General features: G+C 38.7%; 22 protein-coding genes. 7 read left to right on the top strand and 15 right to left on the bottom strand.

Features of this window, described 5'->3' with window-relative positions:
- Positions 1–165 precede the first annotated feature (165 nt).
- The 3 genes from QNH17_RS03205 (at position 166) to QNH17_RS03195 (ending at position 2009) form a co-directional block, all read left to right on the top strand.
- On the top strand, positions 166–540 hold the full coding sequence (locus QNH17_RS03205) for a hypothetical protein (RefSeq protein ID WP_283877362.1): 375 nt from the start codon (positions 166–168) through the stop codon (positions 538–540).
- Between the two features lie 302 nt (positions 541–842).
- Positions 843–1466, top strand: a complete 624-nt coding sequence (locus QNH17_RS03200; protein ID WP_283877361.1) for a nitroreductase family protein — start codon at positions 843–845, stop codon at positions 1464–1466.
- A 150-nt stretch (positions 1467–1616) separates the two neighbouring features.
- Complete coding sequence (locus tag QNH17_RS03195; RefSeq protein WP_283877360.1) at positions 1617–2009, top strand: DUF2207 domain-containing protein; 393 nt, start codon at positions 1617–1619, stop codon at positions 2007–2009.
- 53 nt (positions 2010–2062) lie between these two features.
- Here the strand turns inward: QNH17_RS03195 and fabF are convergent, their stop codons facing one another.
- From fabF to QNH17_RS03130, 12 genes are all read right to left on the bottom strand, one after another.
- Positions 2063–3304 (bottom strand): beta-ketoacyl-ACP synthase II, encoded by a 1242-nt coding sequence (fabF, locus tag QNH17_RS03190; RefSeq protein WP_283877359.1) that lies wholly within the window; start codon positions 3302–3304, stop codon positions 2063–2065.
- An 844-nt stretch (positions 3305–4148) separates the two neighbouring features.
- The gene (locus QNH17_RS03180; protein ID WP_283877357.1) at positions 4149–4532 is read right to left on the bottom strand and encodes a hypothetical protein; all 384 of its coding nucleotides are present in this window, start codon (positions 4530–4532) and stop codon (positions 4149–4151) included.
- A gap of 78 nt (positions 4533–4610) precedes the next feature.
- Positions 4611–5396 carry a DeoR/GlpR family DNA-binding transcription regulator gene (locus tag QNH17_RS03175; protein ID WP_283877356.1) on the bottom strand — a complete coding sequence of 262 codons (786 nt, stop codon included), beginning with the start codon at positions 5394–5396 and terminating at the stop codon, positions 4611–4613.
- A gap of 321 nt (positions 5397–5717) precedes the next feature.
- Positions 5718–6509, bottom strand: coding sequence for a triose-phosphate isomerase (locus tag QNH17_RS03170; RefSeq protein WP_283877355.1), 792 nt, complete (start codon positions 6507–6509; stop codon positions 5718–5720).
- 36 nt (positions 6510–6545) lie between these two features.
- Positions 6546–7445, bottom strand: coding sequence for a sugar phosphate isomerase/epimerase family protein (locus QNH17_RS03165; protein ID WP_283877354.1), 900 nt, complete (start codon positions 7443–7445; stop codon positions 6546–6548).
- Positions 7446–7532: 87 nt separating this feature from the next.
- The gene (locus QNH17_RS03160; RefSeq protein WP_283877353.1) at positions 7533–8345 is read right to left on the bottom strand and encodes a class I fructose-bisphosphate aldolase; all 813 of its coding nucleotides are present in this window, start codon (positions 8343–8345) and stop codon (positions 7533–7535) included.
- A gap of 75 nt (positions 8346–8420) precedes the next feature.
- Entirely contained in the window at positions 8421–9344 is a 924-nt protein-coding gene (locus tag QNH17_RS03155) for a dihydrodipicolinate synthase family protein (protein ID WP_283877352.1), read from the bottom strand.
- A 125-nt stretch (positions 9345–9469) separates the two neighbouring features.
- Positions 9470–10138, bottom strand: a complete 669-nt coding sequence (gene dhaL / locus QNH17_RS03150) for a dihydroxyacetone kinase subunit DhaL (protein ID WP_283877351.1) — start codon at positions 10136–10138, stop codon at positions 9470–9472.
- Positions 10128–11159: a dihydroxyacetone kinase subunit DhaK gene (locus tag QNH17_RS03145; RefSeq protein WP_283877350.1), complete on the bottom strand. Its 1032-nt coding sequence runs from the start codon at positions 11157–11159 to the stop codon at positions 10128–10130. Before QNH17_RS03145 ends, dhaL begins: the two co-directional genes overlap by 11 nt.
- 211 nt (positions 11160–11370) lie before the next feature.
- Positions 11371–12690, bottom strand: coding sequence for an MFS transporter (locus QNH17_RS03140; RefSeq protein ID WP_283877349.1), 1320 nt, complete (start codon positions 12688–12690; stop codon positions 11371–11373).
- Between the two features lie 143 nt (positions 12691–12833).
- Positions 12834–13739, bottom strand: a complete 906-nt coding sequence (locus QNH17_RS03135; RefSeq protein ID WP_283877348.1) for a sugar phosphate isomerase/epimerase family protein — start codon at positions 13737–13739, stop codon at positions 12834–12836.
- Complete coding sequence (locus tag QNH17_RS03130) at positions 13739–14566, bottom strand: sugar phosphate isomerase/epimerase family protein (protein ID WP_283877347.1); 828 nt, start codon at positions 14564–14566, stop codon at positions 13739–13741. The genes QNH17_RS03135 and QNH17_RS03130 overlap by 1 nt, the downstream gene beginning before the upstream one ends.
- Before the next feature lie 385 nt (positions 14567–14951).
- Between QNH17_RS03130 and rpiB the strand changes: the two genes are divergently transcribed.
- From rpiB to QNH17_RS03115, 3 genes are all read left to right on the top strand, one after another.
- On the top strand, positions 14952–15416 hold the full coding sequence (rpiB, locus tag QNH17_RS03125; RefSeq protein ID WP_283877346.1) for a ribose 5-phosphate isomerase B: 465 nt from the start codon (positions 14952–14954) through the stop codon (positions 15414–15416).
- 57 nt (positions 15417–15473) lie between these two features.
- Positions 15474–16436 carry a class II fructose-bisphosphatase gene (gene glpX / locus QNH17_RS03120; protein WP_283877345.1) on the top strand — a complete coding sequence of 321 codons (963 nt, stop codon included), beginning with the start codon at positions 15474–15476 and terminating at the stop codon, positions 16434–16436.
- A 150-nt stretch (positions 16437–16586) separates the two neighbouring features.
- Positions 16587–17435 carry a DUF2935 domain-containing protein gene (locus QNH17_RS03115; protein ID WP_283877344.1) on the top strand — a complete coding sequence of 283 codons (849 nt, stop codon included), beginning with the start codon at positions 16587–16589 and terminating at the stop codon, positions 17433–17435.
- Between the two features lie 193 nt (positions 17436–17628).
- Here QNH17_RS03115 and QNH17_RS03110 read toward each other — a convergent pair whose 3' ends face one another.
- The 3 genes from QNH17_RS03110 to QNH17_RS03100 all read right to left on the bottom strand — a co-directional run bounded on the left by QNH17_RS03110 (position 17629) and on the right by QNH17_RS03100 (position 21773).
- Positions 17629–18849, bottom strand: a complete 1221-nt coding sequence (locus QNH17_RS03110) for an amidohydrolase (RefSeq protein WP_283877343.1) — start codon at positions 18847–18849, stop codon at positions 17629–17631.
- 21 nt (positions 18850–18870) lie between these two features.
- Complete coding sequence (locus tag QNH17_RS03105) at positions 18871–20109, bottom strand: amidohydrolase family protein (protein ID WP_283877342.1); 1239 nt, start codon at positions 20107–20109, stop codon at positions 18871–18873.
- A gap of 86 nt (positions 20110–20195) precedes the next feature.
- Positions 20196–21773, bottom strand: coding sequence for a glutathione ABC transporter substrate-binding protein (locus tag QNH17_RS03100; protein ID WP_283877341.1), 1578 nt, complete (start codon positions 21771–21773; stop codon positions 20196–20198).
- A 341-nt stretch (positions 21774–22114) separates the two neighbouring features.
- Here QNH17_RS03100 and QNH17_RS03095 point away from each other — a divergent pair, with 341 nt between their 5' ends.
- Positions 22115–22969, top strand: coding sequence for an ABC transporter permease (locus tag QNH17_RS03095; protein WP_283879420.1), 855 nt, complete (start codon positions 22115–22117; stop codon positions 22967–22969).
- Positions 22970–22977: the final 8 nt, after the last annotated feature.

The raw sequence follows: 22977 nt of genomic DNA, 5'->3' as shown, positions 1-22977 counted from the left end.
GTTTTTAACTTTAATAATGAAAAAATATAATAGTGTCGACAAAATTTATTCACAATAAAAGGCTGAAACCCTTTATTGGCATGGCCTCATGGTTATCTAATCAAACGTTTGGTTAGTTTTAAAGAAATTTCTGGTTGGTATGTACTAATAGGAAAGTGGTTTGACATGAATGATTTATTGATATTTATATTTTGTGCTAGCACTTTCTACACGGTCACAACCGCTTTTTCATTAAGTTGTTATCTTTATTATTCATTTTGGGGTAAAAAATGCAGCTGCAATGACATTGAGATTGAAAAAGGTAGTGGAGAGCCAGTTAAAATACATGATTGTTTCTTCCCTATCTACAATGCGGGGGCAGTTTTCGAAGAAGACTTATTAGGAAAGGCATCTAAAAAGAAAAAACGATATTATCAAGAAATGGATGGTTATTTCAATCGACATGGCACGTTTACGGTTCGTATTGACAAGAAACTTTTTACTGTTTCCGAAAAGGAAATTTTCCATAAAGAAAAAGTCATTGTTTCCTTCCTTTTGTAGGTGCCCTTCTGGTAATGGACTATATCGGTGAAGTGTTAAAAAGAAAGAACAGATACAAATTAGAGAAAGATGGTCACTTTAACTATAAGGGCACTTTTGTAATTTGTTTAGAGGCAAAATTTATTATGTTTATGAAAAAGAACTATTCCAAAAAAATGAACACCTGTTAAATAAGGTGTTTTTTGTGCAAATCGGATAAATAATTTTCGTTCGGCAAAACTAAACCCGTAGGTTTTCAGAGTTGTTTTTATAAACAACGAAACAGAATGCCTATGAAGGATTGTTGGAGGGAGGAAGTTATTTTGGCATTACAAACAGCACACCGAATTCTTTCTGTTAAAGATGCAATCGAGTCTCGTTACAGTATTCGTAAATTTGTTCAAGAACCAATTCCTCAGGAAGACCTGAATGAAATACTAAATCTTGCACACTTATCTGCAAGTGCTTGGAATCTTCAGCCATGGAGATTTCATGTTGTGACGGACTTTAATCTTAAAGAAAAACTTCAAGAAGCGGCTTTTGGTCAAACGCAAGTAACTTCAGCCCCTGCGGTCATCCTTATTGCCAGTGATATGGAAGATACCCTGGCGAATTTACCAGATACTGTACACCCAGGATTAACACCGGAAAGAAAACAAGAAGAAATTTCATACCTATCTTCCTTCTTTAATGCTATGGGGAAAGAAGAAAGAGCACAATGGGGACTTACGCAAAGCAATATCGCCCTTGGGTTTCTGTTAATTGCCGCTCAAGGAATGGGATATTCAAGTGTACCTATGCTTGGTTTTGACCAGGGAAAGGTAAAAGAGTTATTAGGACTGCCAGAGCATGTTAGATTTGCCGCGATGGTACCAATTGGAATTGCAGATAGAGAAGGTTATTCTCGCCATCGATTTGAATTAGAAAAAGTCGTTACCTATCATTAAATATTTTGAGGGGGATGAATATCCATCCCCCTCTTTTCTTTTATCCCTCACTTAATACTTAATCTTTAAAAAACAAAAAAAGGATTAATGAATTCTTGATGAAACCAGTTTTTTGATTATACTCTCCAAATCCTGAAAGGAGGAGAGAAGTTGAAAAATTGGCTTAAATTCACTGCCCCTTTCCTCATGGCTTTAATCATCCCTACTGTGGCATCAGCTGAAACTAGTTCAACTCCATCTTATGAAATAAAAGATGTGACGATGGATATTAAAGTAAATGATAAAGGAGATATGCATGTAACCGAATTTTTTAATTATAATTTTGGACAAGCTAGAGGGATCTTAAGAACAATTAATCCAAATAAATCAGACGGTATTCAAAATTTTAAAGCTTGGGAAGTAATACCGGAAAATAAAGAGTTGGATGTAGAAACAATAGGAACCAATGAAGGCTCCACACAATACAAAATCTACGACCAAAGTGAAAATGTATCTAAACAGTTTATGATGGAACTTTTTGTCGGAAATAGTCCAAACCCATAGAAAAAAGGTATCTAAATGATATTAGACACCTTCGTTTTAGCTATTTGCTATCATTACTCGGTAAACTTTTTAAAAATCAATGTGGCATTATGTCCGCCAAATCCTAATGAGTTGGATAAAACCACTTGAACATCCTTCTTCTTTGCCTCATTGGGAACATAATCTAAATCCAGTTGTTCGTCTGGTGTTTCATAGTTAATGGTTGGCGGAATAATTCCTTCCTTGATCGCTAAAACAGAAAAGATAGCTTCAATAGCTCCTGTCGCACCCAATAAATGGCCGGTCATTGATTTGGTGGAACTGACCGATAAATGATAGGCGTGTTCTTTGAAAACTTCTTTAATGGCTAACGTTTCATACAAATCATTATAATTGGTGGATGTCCCATGTGCATTGATATAGTCGACTTGTTCAGGGGAAATATCCGCATCGTCTAATGCTAATTTCATAGCCCTGCCAGCCCCTTCTCCATCTGGTGCAGGTGTGGTAATATGATGGGCATCACCCGTCGCGCCATAGCCAATCAATTCTCCATAAATCTTAGCGCCGCGGGCCAGTGCGTGTTCTAGTTCTTCGAGGACCACAATTCCAGCCCCTTCTCCGATTACAAAACCATCTCGCTTCTTATCAAAAGGCCGGCTTGCTGTGTTCGGATCAGGATTTTTAGAAAGAGCGGTCATATTCGAAAATCCAGCTACGGTCATTTCGGTAATCGTCGCTTCTGTTCCACCCGCAATCATCATCTCCACATCCCCTTTTTGAATGACGCGGAATGCATCACCGATGGAATTGGCACCCGATGCACAAGCAGTGACCGAACAATTGTTGATTCCTTTAGCACCAAGTGCAATCGACACTTGTCCAGCTGCCATGTCTGGGATGAACATCGGAATCGTAAATGGATTGACCCTTCGTTGTCCTTTTTCAATGAATTTCCGATGTTGTTCTTCGAACTCGCCTAAACCGCCGATTCCTGAACCAATCCAAACACCGACTCGTTCGGCAGGAATGTCCTCTCCGATTTTGATCCCCGCATCGTTTACAGCCATTTGACTTGCTGCCACCGCGAATTGGCTATAACGCCCCATCCTTCTTGCTTCTCTTTTATCCATGAACTCTTCTGGTGCAAAGCCTTTTACCTCAGCTGCAATTTTAATATCAACTTTTTCCACATCAAAGATGGTAGCTGGGCCAATCCCCGATACACCACTTTTAATGTTTTCCCATGTTGTATGAGCATCATTCCCCAAAGGAGTGACTGCTCCAATACCTGTAATCACTACTCTTTTACTCATTTAATGCTCTCTCCCACCCATTTATAAGTTACCTACACTCTATAGTGTAACGAATTCAGAGGGGATGGACAAATTGATTTCAGACGATTTTCGGATTTAGATACTTAGGACGCCAGCAAATGTTTTAGAAATATAACAACTATTTTGGACAGGTGAAGGCTGTTTTCAGTTTAAAGAACCAATACATCAATCGTGCATTTCTACCTTTTTGCGTATGAGGATTCATTTTTGTGCTGAGGCATTTCATGAATTGGTTGTCACAATAACAAGGGGAATTCCCTTGGTCTAAACAGCGATCATGATGGTAGCAGCAGTTATCTACATCATTAATGGGTCTTCCCGGCCCGCTGCATCCTGGCCCACACCATCGATAATTTGGGAAAATACAGAGAGGCAGGCTCTTTTTTCTACGTGTCAATATCTCCACCTCCTAGAAATTGATTACTATATTAATATGAAAAAATAAAAAACCTGATTAGACTAGTTTTAGTAAAAGTTGTTTATCGCAGCTATAAGATCATCTTCTATAGGAATTGGGCAAAACGAGATTTGTTTTGCTTGCAGGTAATTGGTTCTCTAACAAGCTATGTTGGAATATAAATAATCATATATATAAAATTCACTTGAAAGGGGAATCAATTCTTATGGATTTTTGCATCTCTTGTGGGAGTGAATTATCCAAGTATGAAAGGAATCGAAGTGAATGCTGGGAGTGCATGGATACCACCACGGAAGCCTATACAGAAGAGGAATAACAATTAAAGTATAAATGGCCCCTAGTCCAATAAGGACAGGGGCCATTGTCTATTTATCTAATGTGATCATGAACTCAAATAAGGATGTTCTAATACTCTCTCTTTGTTACCGATAATTCTTTTATTTTTTCAACCCAATCCTTGAACGTTCCAAATTCACTTGAATCGAATCCGAAGTGTGTCTTTATAATATGGACAAATTCGCTTTCATGATCATGGAAAACTCCATCAGAATAAATAAGTTGAAAGATTTCAGTTAAGACGATATATTTGGAGCGTTCACTTTTAAATTCTTTTAAAATGTCCTCTATCGAGAGTCCTTTTAACTGATAATCCTCCAGCCCCGTCTCCCTTTGATATTTTTTTATTAAGGAATTTTCATATATAGATAATTTGCCATCAATTCTGGCAATCATTGCAGCCAATTCAAGAAATGCAATTTTCTCCTCTTGCTCTAGTTCTTCTAGGAACATTACACATACCTCTCCTTATTGTCTTTGTTATATTTATACGAAAAAATTCCCATTAGGTTTCATTTTATCGTTATCGCATTATTCCGCAATCTCTAGTTCAATCCCATTAGCAGCGAAAAAATGGCTGATTTCTTCAGAAACAGGCTTATCCGTAATAAATATATCGATTTCATTTGGACGTGCAAAGGTCGCAATGGAACTTTTATCCACTTTACTATGATCTAGTAATACAATGACTTTGTTCGCAACGGAAACCATGACTTTTTTTAATTCCACTTCATATAAACTAAAGTCTGAGAGGCCATCACGAATATTAAAAGCGTAGGCAGAAGTGAATAAAAGGTCGATATTAATTTTTCGTAACAGCTCTTCCCCCAATAGACCTTCGACTGAATTAGAAGTGTTCCTAACGATTCCACCAATAATAATTACGGTTAAATAAGGGTTTTCCTTCAGCATGGCCGCTGTTGCAATTCCACTTGTAACTACTGTTAACCTCATTTTTGTCTCACTCAAATATTTTGCAAACTCAAAACAGGTCGTACTTGCATCTAATAGTATACATTGCCCTTCTTGTATATAATTAAGCGCTTTATTACCGATTCTTTGTTTTTCCGCGCGGAATTTCTTTTCACGAATTTCATAGTTTTTTTCAAGTTGATCTGTTTCTTTATTCGTTTCTTCCGCTTTCAGCATAGCCCCGCCATGTGTACGAAGAAGTAGACCTTGTTTCTCCATTTGATTTAAATCAGATCGTATGGTGGCAGCAGAAATATTAAGCATACTGGTCAAATCATTTACAGTTACGACTCCTTTTTCTGTCAGTAATTCAATTATTAAATTTCTGCGTTGATCTGCGAACATAATTCCACCCTTTCATTTATTTTCGAAAATTTACTAAACGGTTTTCCGAAATAATATTAATACTCATATTATATAGGTAAATGGCTGAAAAGTCCTGTTTAATGACTAAACTAATTAAAATATATATCTTTTTTGTTAAAATATATTTTCACTTCATTTTGTTTTGTTTTGCTTTACCGCGGCAATTCGTTAGATTTGAAAATAAAGGAAAAATTGAGATTCATTTTTTTTAGCAAAATAACCAATAAAATTGAAAAAAAAAGTCCCCTCCGAAGTAGAGAGAAGACTTCGCTTCTCTTTTCTACTAAAGAGGAGATTCAATCATAGGACTCGGCTTGCTTCACTTTCTAGATGTAATTCAAGTTGCTTTAAAATGTCTTGGAAACTGTCGATGTTCCAAGCAGCTCTGCCAATAAAGAGTCCATTCACATTTTCTAAATCGATATATTCAAGGAAATTATCATGATTCACACTACCGCCGTACAAAATTGGAATATCGCCGCCTATTTCTGCAAAAAGCCCTTCTAACGTATGTCGAAGAAAGTCATGGATTTCTGCTAAGTATCCAGCATCTGCAGGAATACCTTGCTCACCAATCGCCCAAACAGGTTCGTAGGCGATCAGAACTTCCTTTGCTTGTTCCCTGGATACTCCCTGCAAGCAAACCTTTAGCTGTGCAGCCAATGTTTCTTTCGAAATCTGCTGTTTCTTCTGCTCAATGTTTTCTCCAATGCAAATCAGAGGCTTCATTGAATAGTTTAGGGCTGCATGGACTTTTTTATTAATCGCTGCATCCGTTTCATTAAAATATTGTCTGCGCTCCGAATGGCCAAGTTCAATCATATCAATGCCAATTTCAGCTAGCATTCGCGGAGAAATCTCCCCTGTATAAGCACCACTATCTTCCCAATGCATGTTTTGGGCCCCTAAATAAATATCGGAATCAGCGGTAAGCTCCTTAATGGGAACAAGGGATGTATGAGAAGGAATAATAAATAATTGGAGGTTCGATGTAATCGCTTTTGAAATCTGTCTAAGTCCTTTCGTAAAGTCGATTCCTTCTGCAATGGTCTTTGTCATCTTCCAATTGGTCCCGATCCAAATCTTATTCATCCAGAAACCTCCTTCGTCGATTCTCTCGTAAGTTTATCATCTACTTGCTACTAAATTTAATGCTTTTTCTAAAATCGACCGGACGATTGTTTCATTCTCTTGGTAATTGTCTTTATCTTTACCTCTTACTTCCACAGCGACACGCAGCCCACGTTCGGATTGGAGACTTAGTTCGTCAGCTTTTCGTAAAATATCACTTATTTTCTCAATGGTTAAGAAGCCAGGTTCCCCAATAGGCATATGGAAATCCCCATATAATTCATTGTTCGGATCGACTACCGCATTAGAAAAATGAATCTGATGAATCTGCGCTTTGGCTAGTTCTAATGCCTCCGAAATGTCTTCCCTATTTAAGGCAGCATGCGCTGTATCAAAGGCTAAGCCAATATTGCTGTGCTTTTCAGCTACACTCGACAGCAATTCAACTGTATCAGTCATTGGGCCAATCAGACGCTTTTTATGGGCAAAGCGATCCAAATGTTCGACCAACACGTTCATTTGATATTTGCTGGCTTCCTCGCAAATATCACATAAGGCTTCATAAAACCCTCCCATCGCTTCAAGTCGACGTTCTGGGCCTGGATCTAGACCTGGAACAAAGGCAATATTGCTTGCACCACACTCTGCCGCAAAATAAATATTTTCTTTAATCTGACGAACGGATTCTGAGCGTAATTGTGAATCTAATGAGGAAACATCCAGCTTGTTTTTATCTATTAAAAAGGTCAGCCATTGTGTTAATTGAAAGTTATATTGTTCTTTTAATGCCAAAATACGTTTTCTTTCTTGTTGGTCTTGCCCGTCTGCTATTTCATACGAACGATAAAAACCATCAGAAGCCATTTTTTCTAGCAAATTGATGGTGAAATCTTTTTCTTGTTGCATTGGAAAATAAATTTCAGGGACTAGCAGGGATGGAATAAACTGGGTACTCATTTCACATTTCTCCTTTACCGATAGGTTATCAAATAATTTTTCTCATCAAGCCTCATCATCAAGTAAATGATTTAGCTATCCTATGTCTTAGGCCTGTAGCAGCTCAAAGCTAGATTGATAGCTTTGGTAAGCATCTTCTGCCGTCCCATTTTGATGAATAATCTTATTTAACCCCGCCACGACACCAATTGGATTCTTATCTAGCGTTATATTCCGACCAACAGCCACGCCTTTTGCTCCAACTTCCATGCAATGTTTTACATAATTGAAGTAGTCAAGGATGTTATCCGTTTTTGGTCCTCCTAACACAAGAACTGGACGTTTGGCAGCTTCAATGATTTTCACATCAGCTGGATCTCCAGTTAATCTAGTCTTAATAATATCTGCTCCTAGCTCTGTCCCGATCCGCGCTGCGGCGGCAATCGTTTCGATTTGATTGGATTCAGGACTTGTCACATGATAGCTATACGGCAGCGTCTCACACATATATGGAACATTCCAGTCATCTCCCGCTTTGGCAAGATCCCAGGCCATTTTGTGTGAGGCCGCTTCACCATCTGCCCCAGGGAAAGTCATCGAAATAACACTATCCGCGCCAAGCTTAAGTGCATCTTCAACCGAAAGAATGTCTGTAGTCTGGGGGATACGTGCATCAAATACGCTGGTAGATAAGTCAGCACGGACAACCAACCCCACGTTCTTAAAGGACTCAGCGTACATTTTTGCCATTCCATATGTAACAATTACAGCATCAAGTCCATTCTCAATCAATTGTGGCAAAAGGGTAATCGTTTGTTCAATTCCTGCCGTCTTGGTAGAAAAATAGTATCCATCCAACGCCAGCGTAATTGATTTACCATCATTTGAAAAAATTCGCGACATTCTTCTTGTTTTGGACATATCGGGCTCCCATTCCTTTTTTACATCTCTAAACCTTGTAAAAAAGATCCCACGGTGGAGATCTTTTCTTTTAAATTATTTAACTGGTGCACTTTCTAATAGGTCAACTTGAACGAGAATCTTTTTTAGCTCCTCAATCTTTTCAGCACTTAATGACCGTGCTGGTGCTAGAACGTTTGTGGAAATGTCCATTCCCTTCAATTTCATAGCTTCTTTTACCACACTTACAAACGGTGAATCAAGTTTGTACATAGTCGGCAATACGGCCATGCGTTGGTGGTATGCAACTGCTTCATCGAGACGGTTCTCCTTGAATCCCTTGTATATTCCAAGCGCTAATTCCGGAGCGAAATTGACAGAAGCACTAATCGCACCATCACCGCCAAGTGTCAGGGTTTGTAAGAAATGATCGTCAAAACCGGAGAACACGGAAAAATCTGGGTGCTTGCCTTTAACTGTTAAAATCATATCACGAATATGTGCAACACTTTCAACCGTTTCCTTTATTCCAACGATATTCTCATGTGCATCAACCAATTTAAGGACGAACTCCGGAGTTAAATCCTGTCCGCTCATTGTTGGGAAATTATAAAGTAAAATCGGTAAGTGAACAGAATTGGCAATTTCACTATAATGAGCAAATAAATTTTCTTCAGTCAAATTCCAATAGTAAGGGTTGATGACCACTACCGCATCTGCTCCGACTGATTCTGCGTGTTGACTGAGCAGAACGACTTCTCGCGTATTCGTGCTTCCCGTACCAATTAAAACCGGAACCCTGCCGTTCACATATTCGGTTGTATACGAAGCTACTTCTTTGCGTTCTTCCAAAAACATTTGTGAAAATTCGCCGCCTGTTCCTAAAAAGAACAAGCCATCCACACCTGCTTCAATTAAGAAATCAATAACAGTTGCCATTCCTTTTTTATCAAGTCTGCCTTGTTCATCAACAATGATTGATACCGGTGGAATAACCCCTTGAAATTTTTTAGTTGTCATAACAATTCCTCCTGATGATAGTTTTTTATTGGCTCTGTTATCCATGCCTGTTGATTTCCGCTCCAATCAATAGGGGGCCAAAATTAACAATACGCTTTAACACAGCCTTTTTATCAAAACCAACTTTATTGTTGAACGGCTGCTTTTTCTACCCATTCTCTCATCGATTTCAACATGATCCAGACGGTCGTTGCCCCAGCATCTTGGTGACCGATCGCTCGTTCGCCAAGCGATTTTGCCCTGCCAAACTTCGCAACATATTCCTTCGACTTTTCTACACCACCGGCTGCATGTTTTTCAGCAACGATAAGGCCTTCTAGTAAACTACGATTTGCTTCCACACTTAGTTTGAGTCCATTCACTGCAGGCTCCAGTGCATCAATCATCGTTTTATCTCCTAATTCAGCCTTCCCTCGTTCTTTAATGGATTTTACGGATCCTTCAAGAATTTGTGCTAATAATGGCAGGGATAATTCCTCTTGTGGTTCAAGACCTTTTACACCGCCAGTAAACAAAGTTCCAAAAATAACACCAGACGCTCCACCCATATTTGCAATCATCGACATACCTATCGTTTTAAAGACGTCATTGATGGTTGTAAATTCTTTTTTGGTTAAATTTTCTTCTGCCTTTGTAAAACCAACTGACATGCCAATTCCGTGATCTCCATCACCGATAGCGCTATCAATTTTGGTTAAAAACGGTTTGTTCTCTCTGACTTGTTCACCAACATACAAGAACATTTCCTTTACTTGTTCAGCATTCAACTTTACTTCTTGGGCACTATTTGGCATAAACGTTCCCTCCAATACTTGTAGCTGTTAATCCTTTTTTGTAATACGGAGAATCTGCAGGTGCATTATATAAATCTTTTAATTCATCATCTAACTTCAGTAATGTGATCGAGAATCCAGCCATTTCTTGTGTTGTACAATAGCTATTAACATCCATGTCATAAGCTTTAATCTCTTTTTCTTCTAAAATTTGAGCCACTCTGCGGTTTATGATTAATAGTTCCATTAATGTTGTTGACCCAAGGCCATTTACTAATACAGCCACTTCATCGCCAGCCTCAAGGTTGCTTTCCGTGAGCAAGGTTGCCATTAACTTATCTGTTAACTCATCAGCAGGCATCATTTTCGTACGTTCCATTCCCGGCTCTCCATGGATGCCCATGCCAACTTCAATTTCATTATCACCAAGTGTGTATGGCGGCTCTACTGCACCTGGAATCGATCCAGGAGCTAAGGCAACACCAATTGAGAATGTATGATCATTCGCTTTCTGGGTTACTTGTGTGACTTCTTCTAATGACAGTCCTTTTTCTGCGGCCGCCCCCGCAATCTTAACCACGAAAATATCTCCCGCAATCCCTCGGCGATCTCCTTTTCGTTCAACAGGAGCCGATGCTACGTCATCGGTTACGAGGACTGTTTTTGTCTGGATATCTTCCATTTCTAGTAGTTCTTCTGCCATGCCGAAGTTTAATACATCACCAGAATAGTTTCCGTATATAAATAGAACTCCCTTGCCAGAATCAACTGCTTTCGCTACTTCAAATACATTCGTTGGAGGAGGAGCTGCAAAAACATTCCCCAATGTGACCCCATCAGCTAGTCCTTCCCCTATCAGCCCCAAAAACAATGGTTCGTGGCCACTGCCTCCACCAGTAACAATCGCCACTTTATCCTTAAGATTACGTCGAATGATTCCGTTTACATTTTCAACCTTTTGATATGTACTTTTATAGGCAGCCAGAAAGCCCTCAATTGTTTCTTCTACTACGCGTTCGGGTTGGTTAATAATTTTCTTCAAACTAAACTCCCCTTTCTATTAAAAACAATACTTATTATTTTTTCGTTTACTTTTATTTATTTTCATTTACAATCATAACCCTCTTATTTTATTGTGTCAATTTTCATTTTATTTAAAATAGCCTAAATTTTCTCCTTTTTTTCGACAAAAACCCACAAGCTCATTAAAAGAATAAGAGGGCTACGATTAGCAGCCCTCCTATTTTTAACCCTTATGCCGCTTTAGCTGGTTTAATTGGTTCTTTCACTACAAACCAATAGAAGAAAGCTGCAAATCCCGCGATAATTCCACCAGAAATAAAGGCTAAGGAATAAGAACCTGTTGCATCTAAAATGATACCTGTTACTAATGGTGCAAATGCTCCGCCGAAGTATCCACCAAAGTTTTGGATGGCACCCACAGATCCAACCATTGCAGGAGGTGCTACATCACCAGACAATGCCCAAGCGCTTCCAGTAATTGCAGAAACAACACAAAGTGCCAACGTCATCAAAGTAATCGTGATGGCTAATCCATGTACAAATGGAAGGAGGATAACAAATGCAGCAGCTAGAAGTGCACTGACCGCAATCAGACCACGTTTCGCATTAATCGGAGAACAAACTCCCTTATCCGCTAACACCTTAGTAATGTAACCGCCGCCTAAGTTACCAACTATCCCCCCAAGATAAGGAATCGCTGCATAAATACCAAGTTCTTTAAAAGAAATATTTTGTGTGTTTAATAGATATAATGGCAAGAATGTTAAGAAGATATTCCAAATCCAAATGGTACAGAAGAAGCCAAGAATCATTCCCCAAACACTTCTATACTTAAATAGCTCTCTCCATTTAATATTGGTTGATTCGACGGTATCGTTGCTTGCGCCGCCTTCAGCCTTAATATAATCATATTCTTCTTTAGAAAGCATTTTACTTTTATCAGGTGTTTTGTAGAATTTCATAAATAAGAGGATAAAGACAATACCAATAGCACCGGTAATGAAGAATAGTGCACGCCAGCCAAATGCCACTTGAATGGCGACTAGAATTGGTGGAGCAATGGCCGGGCCAACTTTCGATGATGCATCCCAAAACCCAGTCGCTAATCCCCGTTCACTCTTAGGAAACCATTGAGCAGTTATCTTGGCATTAGAAGGCATACACGGCGCTTCCCCTACTCCAAGTAAGAACCTTGCTCCAACTAGGGTCAGCATCTTGTTACAAGCACCCGTTAAAGCGGTTGCAATACTCCACCACAGAACAGCAATCGAATAAATTCGCTTTGCACCAAATTTATCAATTAACCAGCCAGAAGGAAGCTGCATGCACGCATATGTCCAAGAAAAGATCGTTCCTAATAAACCGATATGAGTCATATTTAAATCTAATTCTTCAATCATCGCTGGTGCGGCAATTGAAAGATTGGTACGGTCTAAGTAGTTAATGATTCCACCGATTAATAGCCAAATTACAACAGTCCAACGGAAATTCTTTTTCGTTTTCGCTGCCTTGACCGGGAGATCATTCTGAAGCGCTTGTTCTGTTTTCATGTTATTCCTCCTATACCATTTTTAATAGTGTTAACAACGACTCTTAGATAGCGCTTACAAAGGTGGTTAAAAAATCTATCCCGATCTTATGTAGGAAGAAAAGGATAGTGATGCTAAAAGTTATACTTACAAGAGGCAACAAATTAGTTTAATTGCTTCTTTACTAGGTTCATCGCACTTTCCAATGCTACTCTTATCGTTCTCTCATTTGCAAAATAATCATTTTTGTCTCTGCCTTGCACCTCAACGGCTACAGGCAGGCCTTTTTCAGCCTGAATGCCAAGCTCATCGGCTTTTTGCAAAATGCGAGACATCTTTTCAATCGTGAGAAAGCCTGGTTCACCGATTAGCATATGATTATCACCATATAAATGGCTTTCGGGATCTAAAACGACATTTGCAAAATGGAGGCGATCCATGATTGTTTTTGCTAATTCTAATGATGTAAAAATATCCTCACCATTAAGTGCGGCGTGTGCTGTATCAAATACGAGACCCACATTTGAGTATTTTTCCTTCACCTTCGAAATGATAGGAACAGCTTCACTTGTGAGACCTAACACTCGTTTTTTATGCACTTCGCGATCCATCGCTTCTATCGATACATGCATATTAAAAGTGGACGCTTCCTCGCAGATTTCACAGAGACTTTCATAAAAAGCCTCAAGTCCCTGCTTGCGGAACTGAACTCCTGGATCGGGGCCAGGGACAAATGCAACCGTTGAAACACCACACTCTGCTGCCAAATATAAGCTTTCCTTAATTTGTTTAACGGTTTTTTCTCTTAAACTAGTATCTAGTGCGGAAACATTTAGATCTGTCTGATAAGTTAAGAAGGTCAACCACTGCAAGATTGATAAGTTATTTTGTTCCTTTGCTCGCAAAATTCTTTTTCGATCCTCTTGGTCATACCCATATCCGATTTCAAATGAACGATAAAAGCCTTGAGAACCTAAATTTTCTACTACACCCGCCGCGAAACCCTTTTCATCTTTTACTGGGAAAAACACTTCCGTGACGAGCAGCGATGGTATGATTTGTTTACTCATTAGATTCTTACTCCATTAATAATGGGCTTCAATTTTTCATCTACATATTTACTAATATCGTAGATACACTGATCAGCATTTGTTTTCGTTTCTTCTGTTTCTTCTTCGACCATAATCCAGCCATCATAGCCATAATCAACTAATGATTGAACAATGGCAGGAAAATCAATATCACCGGTCCCCATCTTTTTCCACTCAAAACTTTTCGAGCAATCCTTAAAATGAACATGTTTGATAATTGGTAAATACTTTTTAACCACCTCGACTGGGTCCATTCCTCCAGCTGCAATGTGACCCACATCCGGTGTATATGCTACATATCTTGTATCTAATTCTTCAAAAAGAAGGTTGTAATCGCTTTCTGTTCTAAAATAAGAAGTTGCCGGAGAATGTGGATGAAATACAGCAACGACGCCATTTTCTACCGCACGCTTACTTACTGCATTAACACAGCTAATAATATCTCGTTGACGTTTTAATAGATTGTCGCGATTAGGACCCACTCGTGCAGGTAAATTTAATTTTGCATTCGGGAAGTGTTTTAAATAGTTAATATAATAATCGGCCCGTTGCTTCTCTTCTTCCGATTCTGTATCACTTTCCCAGCTGAATGGCAGGGTAATTGCCGCTAATTCAAGTTCCAAACTATCAAGTTTTTCTTTTAGTTTTTCGGGTGCTTCATTATATTTTCCCAATAAAGCATATTGAACATCAATCCCCTTAAACCCAGCTTTCTTCACCGTATCAATCATATGATCCAGGCAATCTACTTTTTCATCATAATCAAGTACCCATGTTGATCCGTGACATCCAAACTTAATCGTCATTTGCAATTTCCCCCTCAAATAATAATTAACTAGTTCATACACTGCGGAAAATTTCATTCCTCAGCAAATGTTGCAAAGAGCAATAGGCAAACAAGTTGTTTATCTATTTAGAATATTATCATTTGTTTTTGTTTTGTCAATTGTTTTCAAAAAAAATTCTCTCTTTGAAAATAAACGAAAGAAAAAATCTAGAAATGTAGTGGTAATTCAACAATACTCCTATTCGTTTCAGTTTCTTCATATAATACACCGATTTAGTTATTGTTTTAGCGAGAAATACACACAATCGTTTATTTTCATTATTTTTCATTTGATAAGAAAAATATTGACACAAACGAAAATAAATGAAAAAATATGGCTAATAAATTAAATTGGAGTGATAATTGTGAAAATTGGAATTGGCGCAGATCACAATGCTTTTCAAATGAAAGAAGAAATAAAGTCATATATTACTAGCTTAGGGCATGAGGTTGTCGATTATGGATGTTATTCAGAAGATGAAGTCGATTATCCTGGCGTGGCCTTTAAGGTAGCAACTGACATCACAGCTAACCAACTAGAACGCGGTATTCTCTTTTGCGGAACCGGGATCGGAATGTCGATTGCAGCTAATAAAGTTCCAGGGATCCGCTCTGCCCAATGCCATGATGTTTATTCAGCAGAACGCGCACAGCTAAGCAACAACGCGCAAATTATGACCATCGGGGCAAGAGTTATAGGTGTAGAACTCTCTAAAAAAGTAGTCTCAGCCTACCTAAGTGTTACCTTTCAAGGTGGTAACTCCGCAAGAAAAATCGATCAAATCATGGATCAAGAAAAAGAATACCTTCTTAACGGTTCATGCAGTTAATCTAGCTTCACTTAGCTTGTGGACTCACAGCTTATTAATAAGAGGAGGAGAAACACGATGCAGACAAAAAGTCACCCCCTTACGATAGGGCTAGTGATGGATTTCCTTGCAGTCTCACAACAAGCAGCGATTGCTGCATATCCTTGGATCGGTAAAAGGAATAAAATCGTTGCAGATGGAGCAGGAACAAGTGCGATGCGAGATCACATGAACTTAATTGATATGCAAGGAACTATTGTCATCGGTGAAGGTGAAATGGATGAAGCCCCCATGTTGTACATTAATGAAAAACTCGGAACGGGAATGGGTCCACTTGTTGATATTGCTGTCGATCCTATCGAGGGAACAACATTCCTGTCAAACGGGCAAGAGAATTCACTTGCAGTCATTGCTGTTGCTAAGCGAGGAAGTCTATTACATGCCCCAGATATGTACATGAAAAAGATAGCTGTCGGTCCGCAAGCAAAAGGGTGTATCGATATCGAGTTACCGCTAACAGAAAATATCAAAGCTGTAGCGAACGCACTTGGAAAGGATGTAAAGGATTTAACCGTCATGATTCAGGACCGGCCGCGGCATGAGAAGTTAATGAATGAGATAATTGCAGCCGGTGCCCGTTTGAAGTTGTTTTCGGATGTCGATATTACAGGTGCCATTGGAACAGCTATAGATGAAGTTGATATTGACCTATTAGTAGGAACGGGTGGTGCGCCAGAGGGAGTAATTGCTGCCACTGCCTTAAAATGCCTAGGGGGTGACTTCCAAGCGAAACTTCTTCCACAAGATGAGGCTGAATGGAATCGATGTATGAATATGGGGATTTCACATCCCGAAAAACCCTTAACCATAGATGAGATTGTCAAAACGGATGACTGTTTCTTCGTTGCCACAGGAATCACCAATGGCGTTCTGCTGAACGGAGTAAAGAGAAAGGATAATGGGACGATGCTCACCCATTCATTAGTTACTATTGGCGGAGAAACGAAAAATTCCCAATATATCAATGCGGCTTTTTATTGATGTGCATTAATTATCTTTAATAGAATTATGTAGAGACTTTCTCCGGCAGCTTATACATGAAAAATTATTGCTTGATTTTTTGATGGTATTTTTTCATGGATAAGTTAATAAGTATAGTACGACAGTAGTATATTTATTAGGAGGGTCGTAATGCATAGTGGTGAAGGCTTACATCCTGATACAGGTGTTACATCCAGATTATTTGTTGAGCGATCATTAAATGAAATACGTTTTTGGGCCAGGATTATGAAAGAGCATTCTTTATTTCTTCGATTAGGTTTTAGAGCAGAAGACACGCAACTAATCCAGGAAGCCAATCAATTCTACCGATTGTTTGAAAACATCGAACAAAGAGCACATTCCTTTAACAATCAAACAGATCCTGAACAGATAAGAAGATTTAATTCAGAAGTCCAACAAGCGGCAGCCAATATTTACGTATTTAAACGAAAAATACTAGGATTAATTCTCACATGTAAATTGCCAGGAGCAAATAATTTCCCACTATTAGTTGACCATACAAGTAGGGAAGCTAATTATTTTAGAAAACGCTTAATTGAATTAAATGAAGGGAAATTACAATCCCTTCCGGATGCCATTATTAAAGAAAATGTCTTCTTCTTAAGAATCATGGCGGATCATGCCAAATTTATTGGTCACCTACTCGATCCGTCTGAGAGAAAGCTAATTGATGTGGCCAGGAATTTCAGCAATGATTTTGATCAATTGTTGTATCAGGCAAGGGACTTGGATTCTATGAAGCCACAATCCCAAACTGTTCCTATGTTAGATCAATTCCTTGACCAAAATCGTGTGTCGGTTTCATCTCTTCGGGACTTCAAGAAAACGGCTCGTGATTTAATTGAACAATGTAAAATAAAGAGTATCATTCACCCACTATTAGCAGACCATGTTTTCCGTGAAGCTGATAGGTTCTTAGAAATAATTGATATGTTTGATGCTCATCTTACAAGAGGCAACCCACAAGCTAGAGAGTAAAAGATTGAAGAATAAGGGAATTATGTCCCAGCAGAGGATAGAATAGAAGTGAATCAGTTGGCCATTTTATTAGCCCCATTTAGTTCATCTTATGAATTGAAATTTTATATTATATAAAAAACAGTGCGAATTCATTTGCGAATTGCACTGTTTTTTTCTCTTCAAAAGCTATTAAGTTCTTAAAAACAATGTTTTACAGTTTTCCAAATACAACTTTTCCATTAAAAATAACTGCTTTGCGCTCAGTCGTTCTAGCAACGGCTTCAGCAGAACATGAGGCATTTACAAGAACAAGATTTGCTTTATCACCTACCAGCGGCCAGGCTACTTCACCGTCTTTCGTTAATGGAGTAGGTCCCCCAGTAGCATACTTTAGTGTCTGAGCTAATGAACGTTCATCACTTTTCCGGTACAATTCACTATATCGAGTTACCTTTTCTAGAACATCTCCTGTACCATACGGCCCCCAAGAGTCATAAAAACCATCACATCCTAAATAAACATTAACTCCATTTTGATCGAATAACTCAATTGGCGGCAAAGTACTTGTAATTGGAATCGTAGACATAATCGACATTCCTAACTTGCTCATTTTTGCTGCGATTTCTTCCTGTTGTGGGACTGCCACTTCTCCTAGACTAAATGCATGGCTTACAGCCACGCGATTGTGCCATTTCGCTGCATCTACCATTTCTGCCAATTTATCTACTGTATAATAGCCAACATTCCCTCTGTCATGTAAATGGATATCAATATCTGCATCAAATTCTGTTGCTAAATTCATCACCTCATAAAGTGATTTTTCGATATTACGATCAATTCCAGCTGGGTCTAACCCACCAACTAATTGGGCACCTGATCTCATTGCCTCTTTCATGAGCGGAATAACATTTTCTGTTAATAAGCCATGCTGCGGGAAGGCAACAATTTCGTATGTTAGCTTATCCGAGTAATCCTCCAACGCTGTTTTTACACCTTCTAAATTTTTCAAACCAATATAAGGGTCAATATTTACATGTGTCCGAATATGTGTAGACCCATGTGAAAGCAGTAAGTCAATCATGGCACTAGCACGCTGTTTCGTTGTTGGCGCTAATTCCTCCAGCTCCATAGCCTCCATACGTAATCGGTCCTTCAAGTTTTTTGCAGGGATCGGAGACTTCCAATCAAGTGAAAGATAGGTTTTATCCAAATGGTTGTGCATTTCTTTAAAAGCAGGTATTGCCAAACTACATTTTCCGTCAACAGTATTCTCACCAGGTGGAATGCTGAAACTCTGCTGTTGTTTTTCAACAATTTCCCCATCCTGGATTTTCAAATGGAAAAGTTCTGTCTTTGTTTCATAAACTCCTTTTTCATCCTGTATATAGCCTGTCTCTAACCGAACATTCGTCAACCAATATGAGGTAGTCATTCTTTCTCCTCCTTTATAAGTTTAAACACGCACTATGTCTGTGTCTTCTAGTTTACTCTCAACCTTTTTCCCTTTGAAAAACAATGCTTCTACCGTTGCTCTTCTTGCGACTGCCTCTGCTGAACAAGTTGCCTTTACCAGCATCATCGTTGCGTCATCACCAACCTTTGGCCAGACACGCTCACCTTTTTCATTCAGTGGTGTTACACCGCCCGTTCCGTACTTAAGAGCAGTGGTTAAAGAATATTCGTCACTCAGGCGGAATCTTTCAGCAAGAACCCCGAGCTTTTGGATCGTGTTTCCAGTTCCAAAGGGAGACCAATGGTCTGTAATACTGTCATGTCCAACAGATACTCGAATTCCTAATTTATCAAGAGTTGGTATCGGAATTGTCGCCCGATTTATAGGAACAGTAGTGGTAACATCCATTTCTTGATCTTTTAGAATTGCAGTGATTTCATTAAGCTCCACACCATCCAGGTCACCTAATGCAATCCCATGGCTTATCGTTGCTCTACCTTTAAGTCCAGATTCCTTCGTGTAATAAGCCATGCGTTCAAATGTAAATGCCCCTAATGTATTGGGATCATGTAAATGAATATCTACACCCTTATTGTTTTCAACCGCAATATCAAAAATAGTGTTTAAGGATTTTTCAATGTTCCGATCCACCGTCGCAGGGTCGACACCTCCAACTAATGTCGCGCCATTCTTCATCGCATCACGAATGAGCTGAACTGAGTCACTTTTCAATAAACCATGCTGTGGAAAAGCAACAATCTCATAGGTAAGAACATCCTCATATTTTTTCAAGGCATTGACGGTTACCTCAAGATTTTTAAGTCCAATCACGGGGTCAACATTACAATGAGTGCGAATATGGGTGTGGCCGTTTTTAATCAATAATTCAATCATTTTCTCTGCGCGCTCCTGGGCTGTCGGCAGGAGCTTGGGCAACAATTCTTTTTCTTCTTCTAATCTAGTAAAAATGCCTTTTGTGATAGGTGTACATGCTTTCCATGGTCCACCATAATAAGTTTTATCGATATGAATATGCATATCTCTTAAGGATGGCAGTAGTAGCTGACCATGAGCATCGTGCTGATTAGCAATTGTATTTGGAATTTCATTTGTAATTTCAGAAATTTTATCCCCTTCAATTTTCAAGTGGCAAATTTCTGTCTCGGTTGCGACAATTCGATCATTTTCATAAATGAAACCTTTTTCTAAGCGGACATTCGTTAACCAAAAAATTGTCATTCCTATTCCCTCCTAAGTTATAGAACTAGGAAAAGTACTTTTTAACAAAAGTACTTTTCCCCCTTGAACAGTATTCATAAAGTTCCTTATTTAATTACCACATCATCAATCATTAGATAGTTGGCTGCATTTAACCAAAAACCACTTACATTTTTACTATAGGCAGCCAAATGTTCATAATTTCGAATTGGAACATATACGGCATCGTCAATCTCTTTTTGCATTACTTCTTCATATAGCTTTAATCGTTTTTGCTCATCCGTTTCCTTTCGCGCTGATTCAATCATTTTGTCTACATCTGGATTACTATAGTAGAAATGGTTTCCTGCAGCTCCCTGTGATGCTGAATGGAATAAGTTATACTGGTTGTAATCTCCGTCGCCTGTTGCATTTCCCCATCCACCAATAGCCATATCGTGCTCACCTTTTTCAATCATGTCAATGTACGCACCATATTCCATCACCTGGATTTTCACATTTATTCCAATCCCTTTTAATTGTGATTGCATCACTTCAGCCATGTTAATACGTTCTTTTCGGTCACTGGTTAATAAAGTGACATTTAATCCTTTTTCATAGCCAGCTTCTTTTAACAATTTCTTTGCTTCATTTAAATCATAATCATAGGCTTTAACCTTATCACTGTATCCAAGCACCTTTGGACTCATCGCTACATTGGCAAGAGTTCCAACGTTATTATAAACACCTTTAATAATGGCTTCTCTTTCAATGCCGTGGCTGATTGCCTTACGGACTCTAACATCATCAAACGGTTTTTTCTTTGTGTTAAATCCAAGATATTCAACAGCTAGTCCTTCTGTACGATAGAGTCCCATTTTATCGGAAGCTTCAATACGCTCAATCTCAGTTACAGGAACTTGGTCATTAATATGTGCCTCACCTGTTTCAATCATCGCTAGGCGGGTTGCATCTTCAGGAACAACTTTGAATACTACTCTATCAATATTAGGTTTCTTCCCCCAGTAGTTTTCATTTCTCTTCAATGAAATTTCTTGTCCAGTCTTCCATGATTCAAACACGAATGGACCTGTACCAACTGGATGTTGTGATAAAGAATCCGGGTTTTCTTTAAGTGCTTTTGGACTAATAATACTACCTTCCTGGCTGGCCAAAATAGAAAGCAGTGGAGCATAAGGATACTCAAGTAATAATTGAACGGTATAATCATCAACAACTTTTATTTCCTTAATCATTGAGAACTTCTCGCGTTGCGGTGATTCCGTTTTCGGATCTAATATACGATCAAATGTGGTTTTAACAGCTTCAGCATTGAATGGTGCCCCATCATGGAATTTAATGCCTTCTTGTAATTTAAATTCCCATGTTGTGTCATTTAAGACATTCCATTCTTTCGCTAGCTGTGGCTGAATTTTGAAGTCCTTATCTGGCGCAATTAGTGTCTGATAAACTTTTTGATAAACGATATTCGCTGAAGGAATATCCGTAATAAAAGCTGGATCAAGTTTTGTAGCATCAGAAAGCCTTACAACAGTTAATGTGCCGCCTTGCTTGGTTGCTTCTTTTTTGCTTGCTGAATCATTTGATGAAGTTGATTTTGTTGAACAAGCTTGAGCAAATATCATCATTAAGCCGATTAGAATAAATAGTAGACTCTTATTAATACTGCGTGCTTTTCTCTCCATTTTTACATGCTCCCCTATTATGTTATTTTGTAAATTCTGACCTTTCAATCGGTTATCCACCATCCTTCCGCTGGTGCATATCTGCATTATAAAAGACAATCAACAAAAATTTTTACAGAATATTTACTTAAATTTTAACTATTTTGACATATTATTTAAAAAATATTTACTTTTCACTTAATTTTGATAATTTGTACATAACCCATTAAAAAGTCTGAAGGTTTAGAAGGGGGTCCACAGCAACGGTTAATTACACCTTATCTTTCCAAAAATTAAAATAAGGAGGGTTTTACATGTCAGTTGAAGTAAACACAGAAACACCAGTTGTAATCAAACAAACAATGAATCTACCGAAACAATCTAAATTTAAAGACTTCCTTTCTATTTTAATCGTTAATAAAGCAGCAATGGTCGGGGCAATTATTATCCTCTTTTACATTTTAATCGGATTATTTGCACCGCTCTTAGCCCCCTATGATCCATATAAAATTATATTAGAAGATAAATTACTGCCTCCTTCGAGTGATCACTGGATGGGAACCGATGATAAAGGGAGAGATATATTAAGTCGTATTCTGTATGGCTCGAGACTTTCGATGGGAGTCGGTTTTGCTGCTGTAGCCTTTGGCGCATTCTTCGGAATCTTTTTTGGACTAGTTGCTGGTTATTATGGAAAATGGGTTGATTCGATCATTATGAGAATGATGGACGTCATGCTCGCTTTCCCTGGAATCTTACTAGCTTTAGCCATCATTAGTGCTCTAGGACCTGGTCTAATAAATGTAACGATTGCGGTTGGAGCTTTTTCCGTTCCTTTATTTGCTCGAATTGTCCGTGGTTCTACATTAGAAGTGAAACGTCTCGAGTATATTGACGCCATTCGGTCACTTGGCGCAAATGATTTTACCATTATTTCCAAACATATTTTACCAAATATTCTTTCTCCAATTATTGTCCAAGGAACCTTACGTCTTGCGACGGCGATTTTATCAGCTGCTGGCTTATCGTTCCTAGGTCTTGGCGCGCAGCCTCCTTCTCCGGAATGGGGAACGATGCTAAGTAATGGAAGGGATTTCTTATTCTCTGCGCCGTACATTGCGATTTTCCCAGGTTTAGCGATTTCAATCCTCGTTTTGGGTTTTAATATCTTTGGTGATGGATTACGCGATGCCTTTGACCCTAGAATGAAAAAGTAAAATTTAAG

Source organism: Neobacillus sp. SuZ13 (genome assembly GCF_030123365.1).
In the GTDB taxonomy this organism is placed as follows: Bacteria; Bacillota; Bacilli; order Bacillales; family Cytobacillaceae; genus Neobacillus.
The sequence above is the reverse complement of the archived record's forward strand: the minus strand, read 5'-3'. Positions and strand labels throughout refer to the sequence as shown.

What these genes read in the sequence shown, in the direction of transcription:
- fabF (WP_283877359.1), bottom strand. Translation starts at nt 3,304, where the DNA reads ATGAGTAAAAGAGTAGTGATTACAGGTATTGGAGCAGTCACTCCTTTG.
- QNH17_RS03205 (WP_283877362.1), top strand. Translation starts at nt 166, where the DNA reads ATGAATGATTTATTGATATTTATATTTTGTGCTAGCACTTTCTACACG.
- QNH17_RS03100 (WP_283877341.1), bottom strand. Translation starts at nt 21,773, where the DNA reads ATGGAGAGAAAAGCACGCAGTATTAATAAGAGTCTACTATTTATTCTA.
- QNH17_RS03180 (WP_283877357.1), bottom strand. Translation starts at nt 4,532, where the DNA reads ATGTTCCTAGAAGAACTAGAGCAAGAGGAGAAAATTGCATTTCTTGAA.
- QNH17_RS03110 (WP_283877343.1), bottom strand. Translation starts at nt 18,849, where the DNA reads ATGACTACCTCATATTGGTTGACGAATGTTCGGTTAGAGACAGGCTAT.
- QNH17_RS03105 (WP_283877342.1), bottom strand. Translation starts at nt 20,109, where the DNA reads ATGACAATTTTTTGGTTAACGAATGTCCGCTTAGAAAAAGGTTTCATT.
- QNH17_RS03155 (WP_283877352.1), bottom strand. Translation starts at nt 9,344, where the DNA reads ATGACAACTAAAAAATTTCAAGGGGTTATTCCACCGGTATCAATCATT.
- QNH17_RS03095 (WP_283879420.1), top strand. Translation starts at nt 22,115, where the DNA reads ATGAATCTACCGAAACAATCTAAATTTAAAGACTTCCTTTCTATTTTA.
- QNH17_RS03135 (WP_283877348.1), bottom strand. Translation starts at nt 13,739, where the DNA reads ATGAGTAAACAAATCATACCATCGCTGCTCGTCACGGAAGTGTTTTTC.
- QNH17_RS03165 (WP_283877354.1), bottom strand. Translation starts at nt 7,445, where the DNA reads ATGAGTACCCAGTTTATTCCATCCCTGCTAGTCCCTGAAATTTATTTT.
- QNH17_RS03130 (WP_283877347.1), bottom strand. Translation starts at nt 14,566, where the DNA reads ATGACGATTAAGTTTGGATGTCACGGATCAACATGGGTACTTGATTAT.
- glpX (WP_283877345.1), top strand. Translation starts at nt 15,474, where the DNA reads ATGCAGACAAAAAGTCACCCCCTTACGATAGGGCTAGTGATGGATTTC.
- QNH17_RS03170 (WP_283877355.1), bottom strand. Translation starts at nt 6,509, where the DNA reads ATGAATAAGATTTGGATCGGGACCAATTGGAAGATGACAAAGACCATT.
- QNH17_RS03175 (WP_283877356.1), bottom strand. Translation starts at nt 5,396, where the DNA reads ATGTTCGCAGATCAACGCAGAAATTTAATAATTGAATTACTGACAGAA.
- QNH17_RS03115 (WP_283877344.1), top strand. Translation starts at nt 16,587, where the DNA reads ATGCATAGTGGTGAAGGCTTACATCCTGATACAGGTGTTACATCCAGA.
- QNH17_RS03160 (WP_283877353.1), bottom strand. Translation starts at nt 8,345, where the DNA reads ATGTCCAAAACAAGAAGAATGTCGCGAATTTTTTCAAATGATGGTAAA.
- dhaL (WP_283877351.1), bottom strand. Translation starts at nt 10,138, where the DNA reads ATGCCAAATAGTGCCCAAGAAGTAAAGTTGAATGCTGAACAAGTAAAG.
- QNH17_RS03140 (WP_283877349.1), bottom strand. Translation starts at nt 12,690, where the DNA reads ATGAAAACAGAACAAGCGCTTCAGAATGATCTCCCGGTCAAGGCAGCG.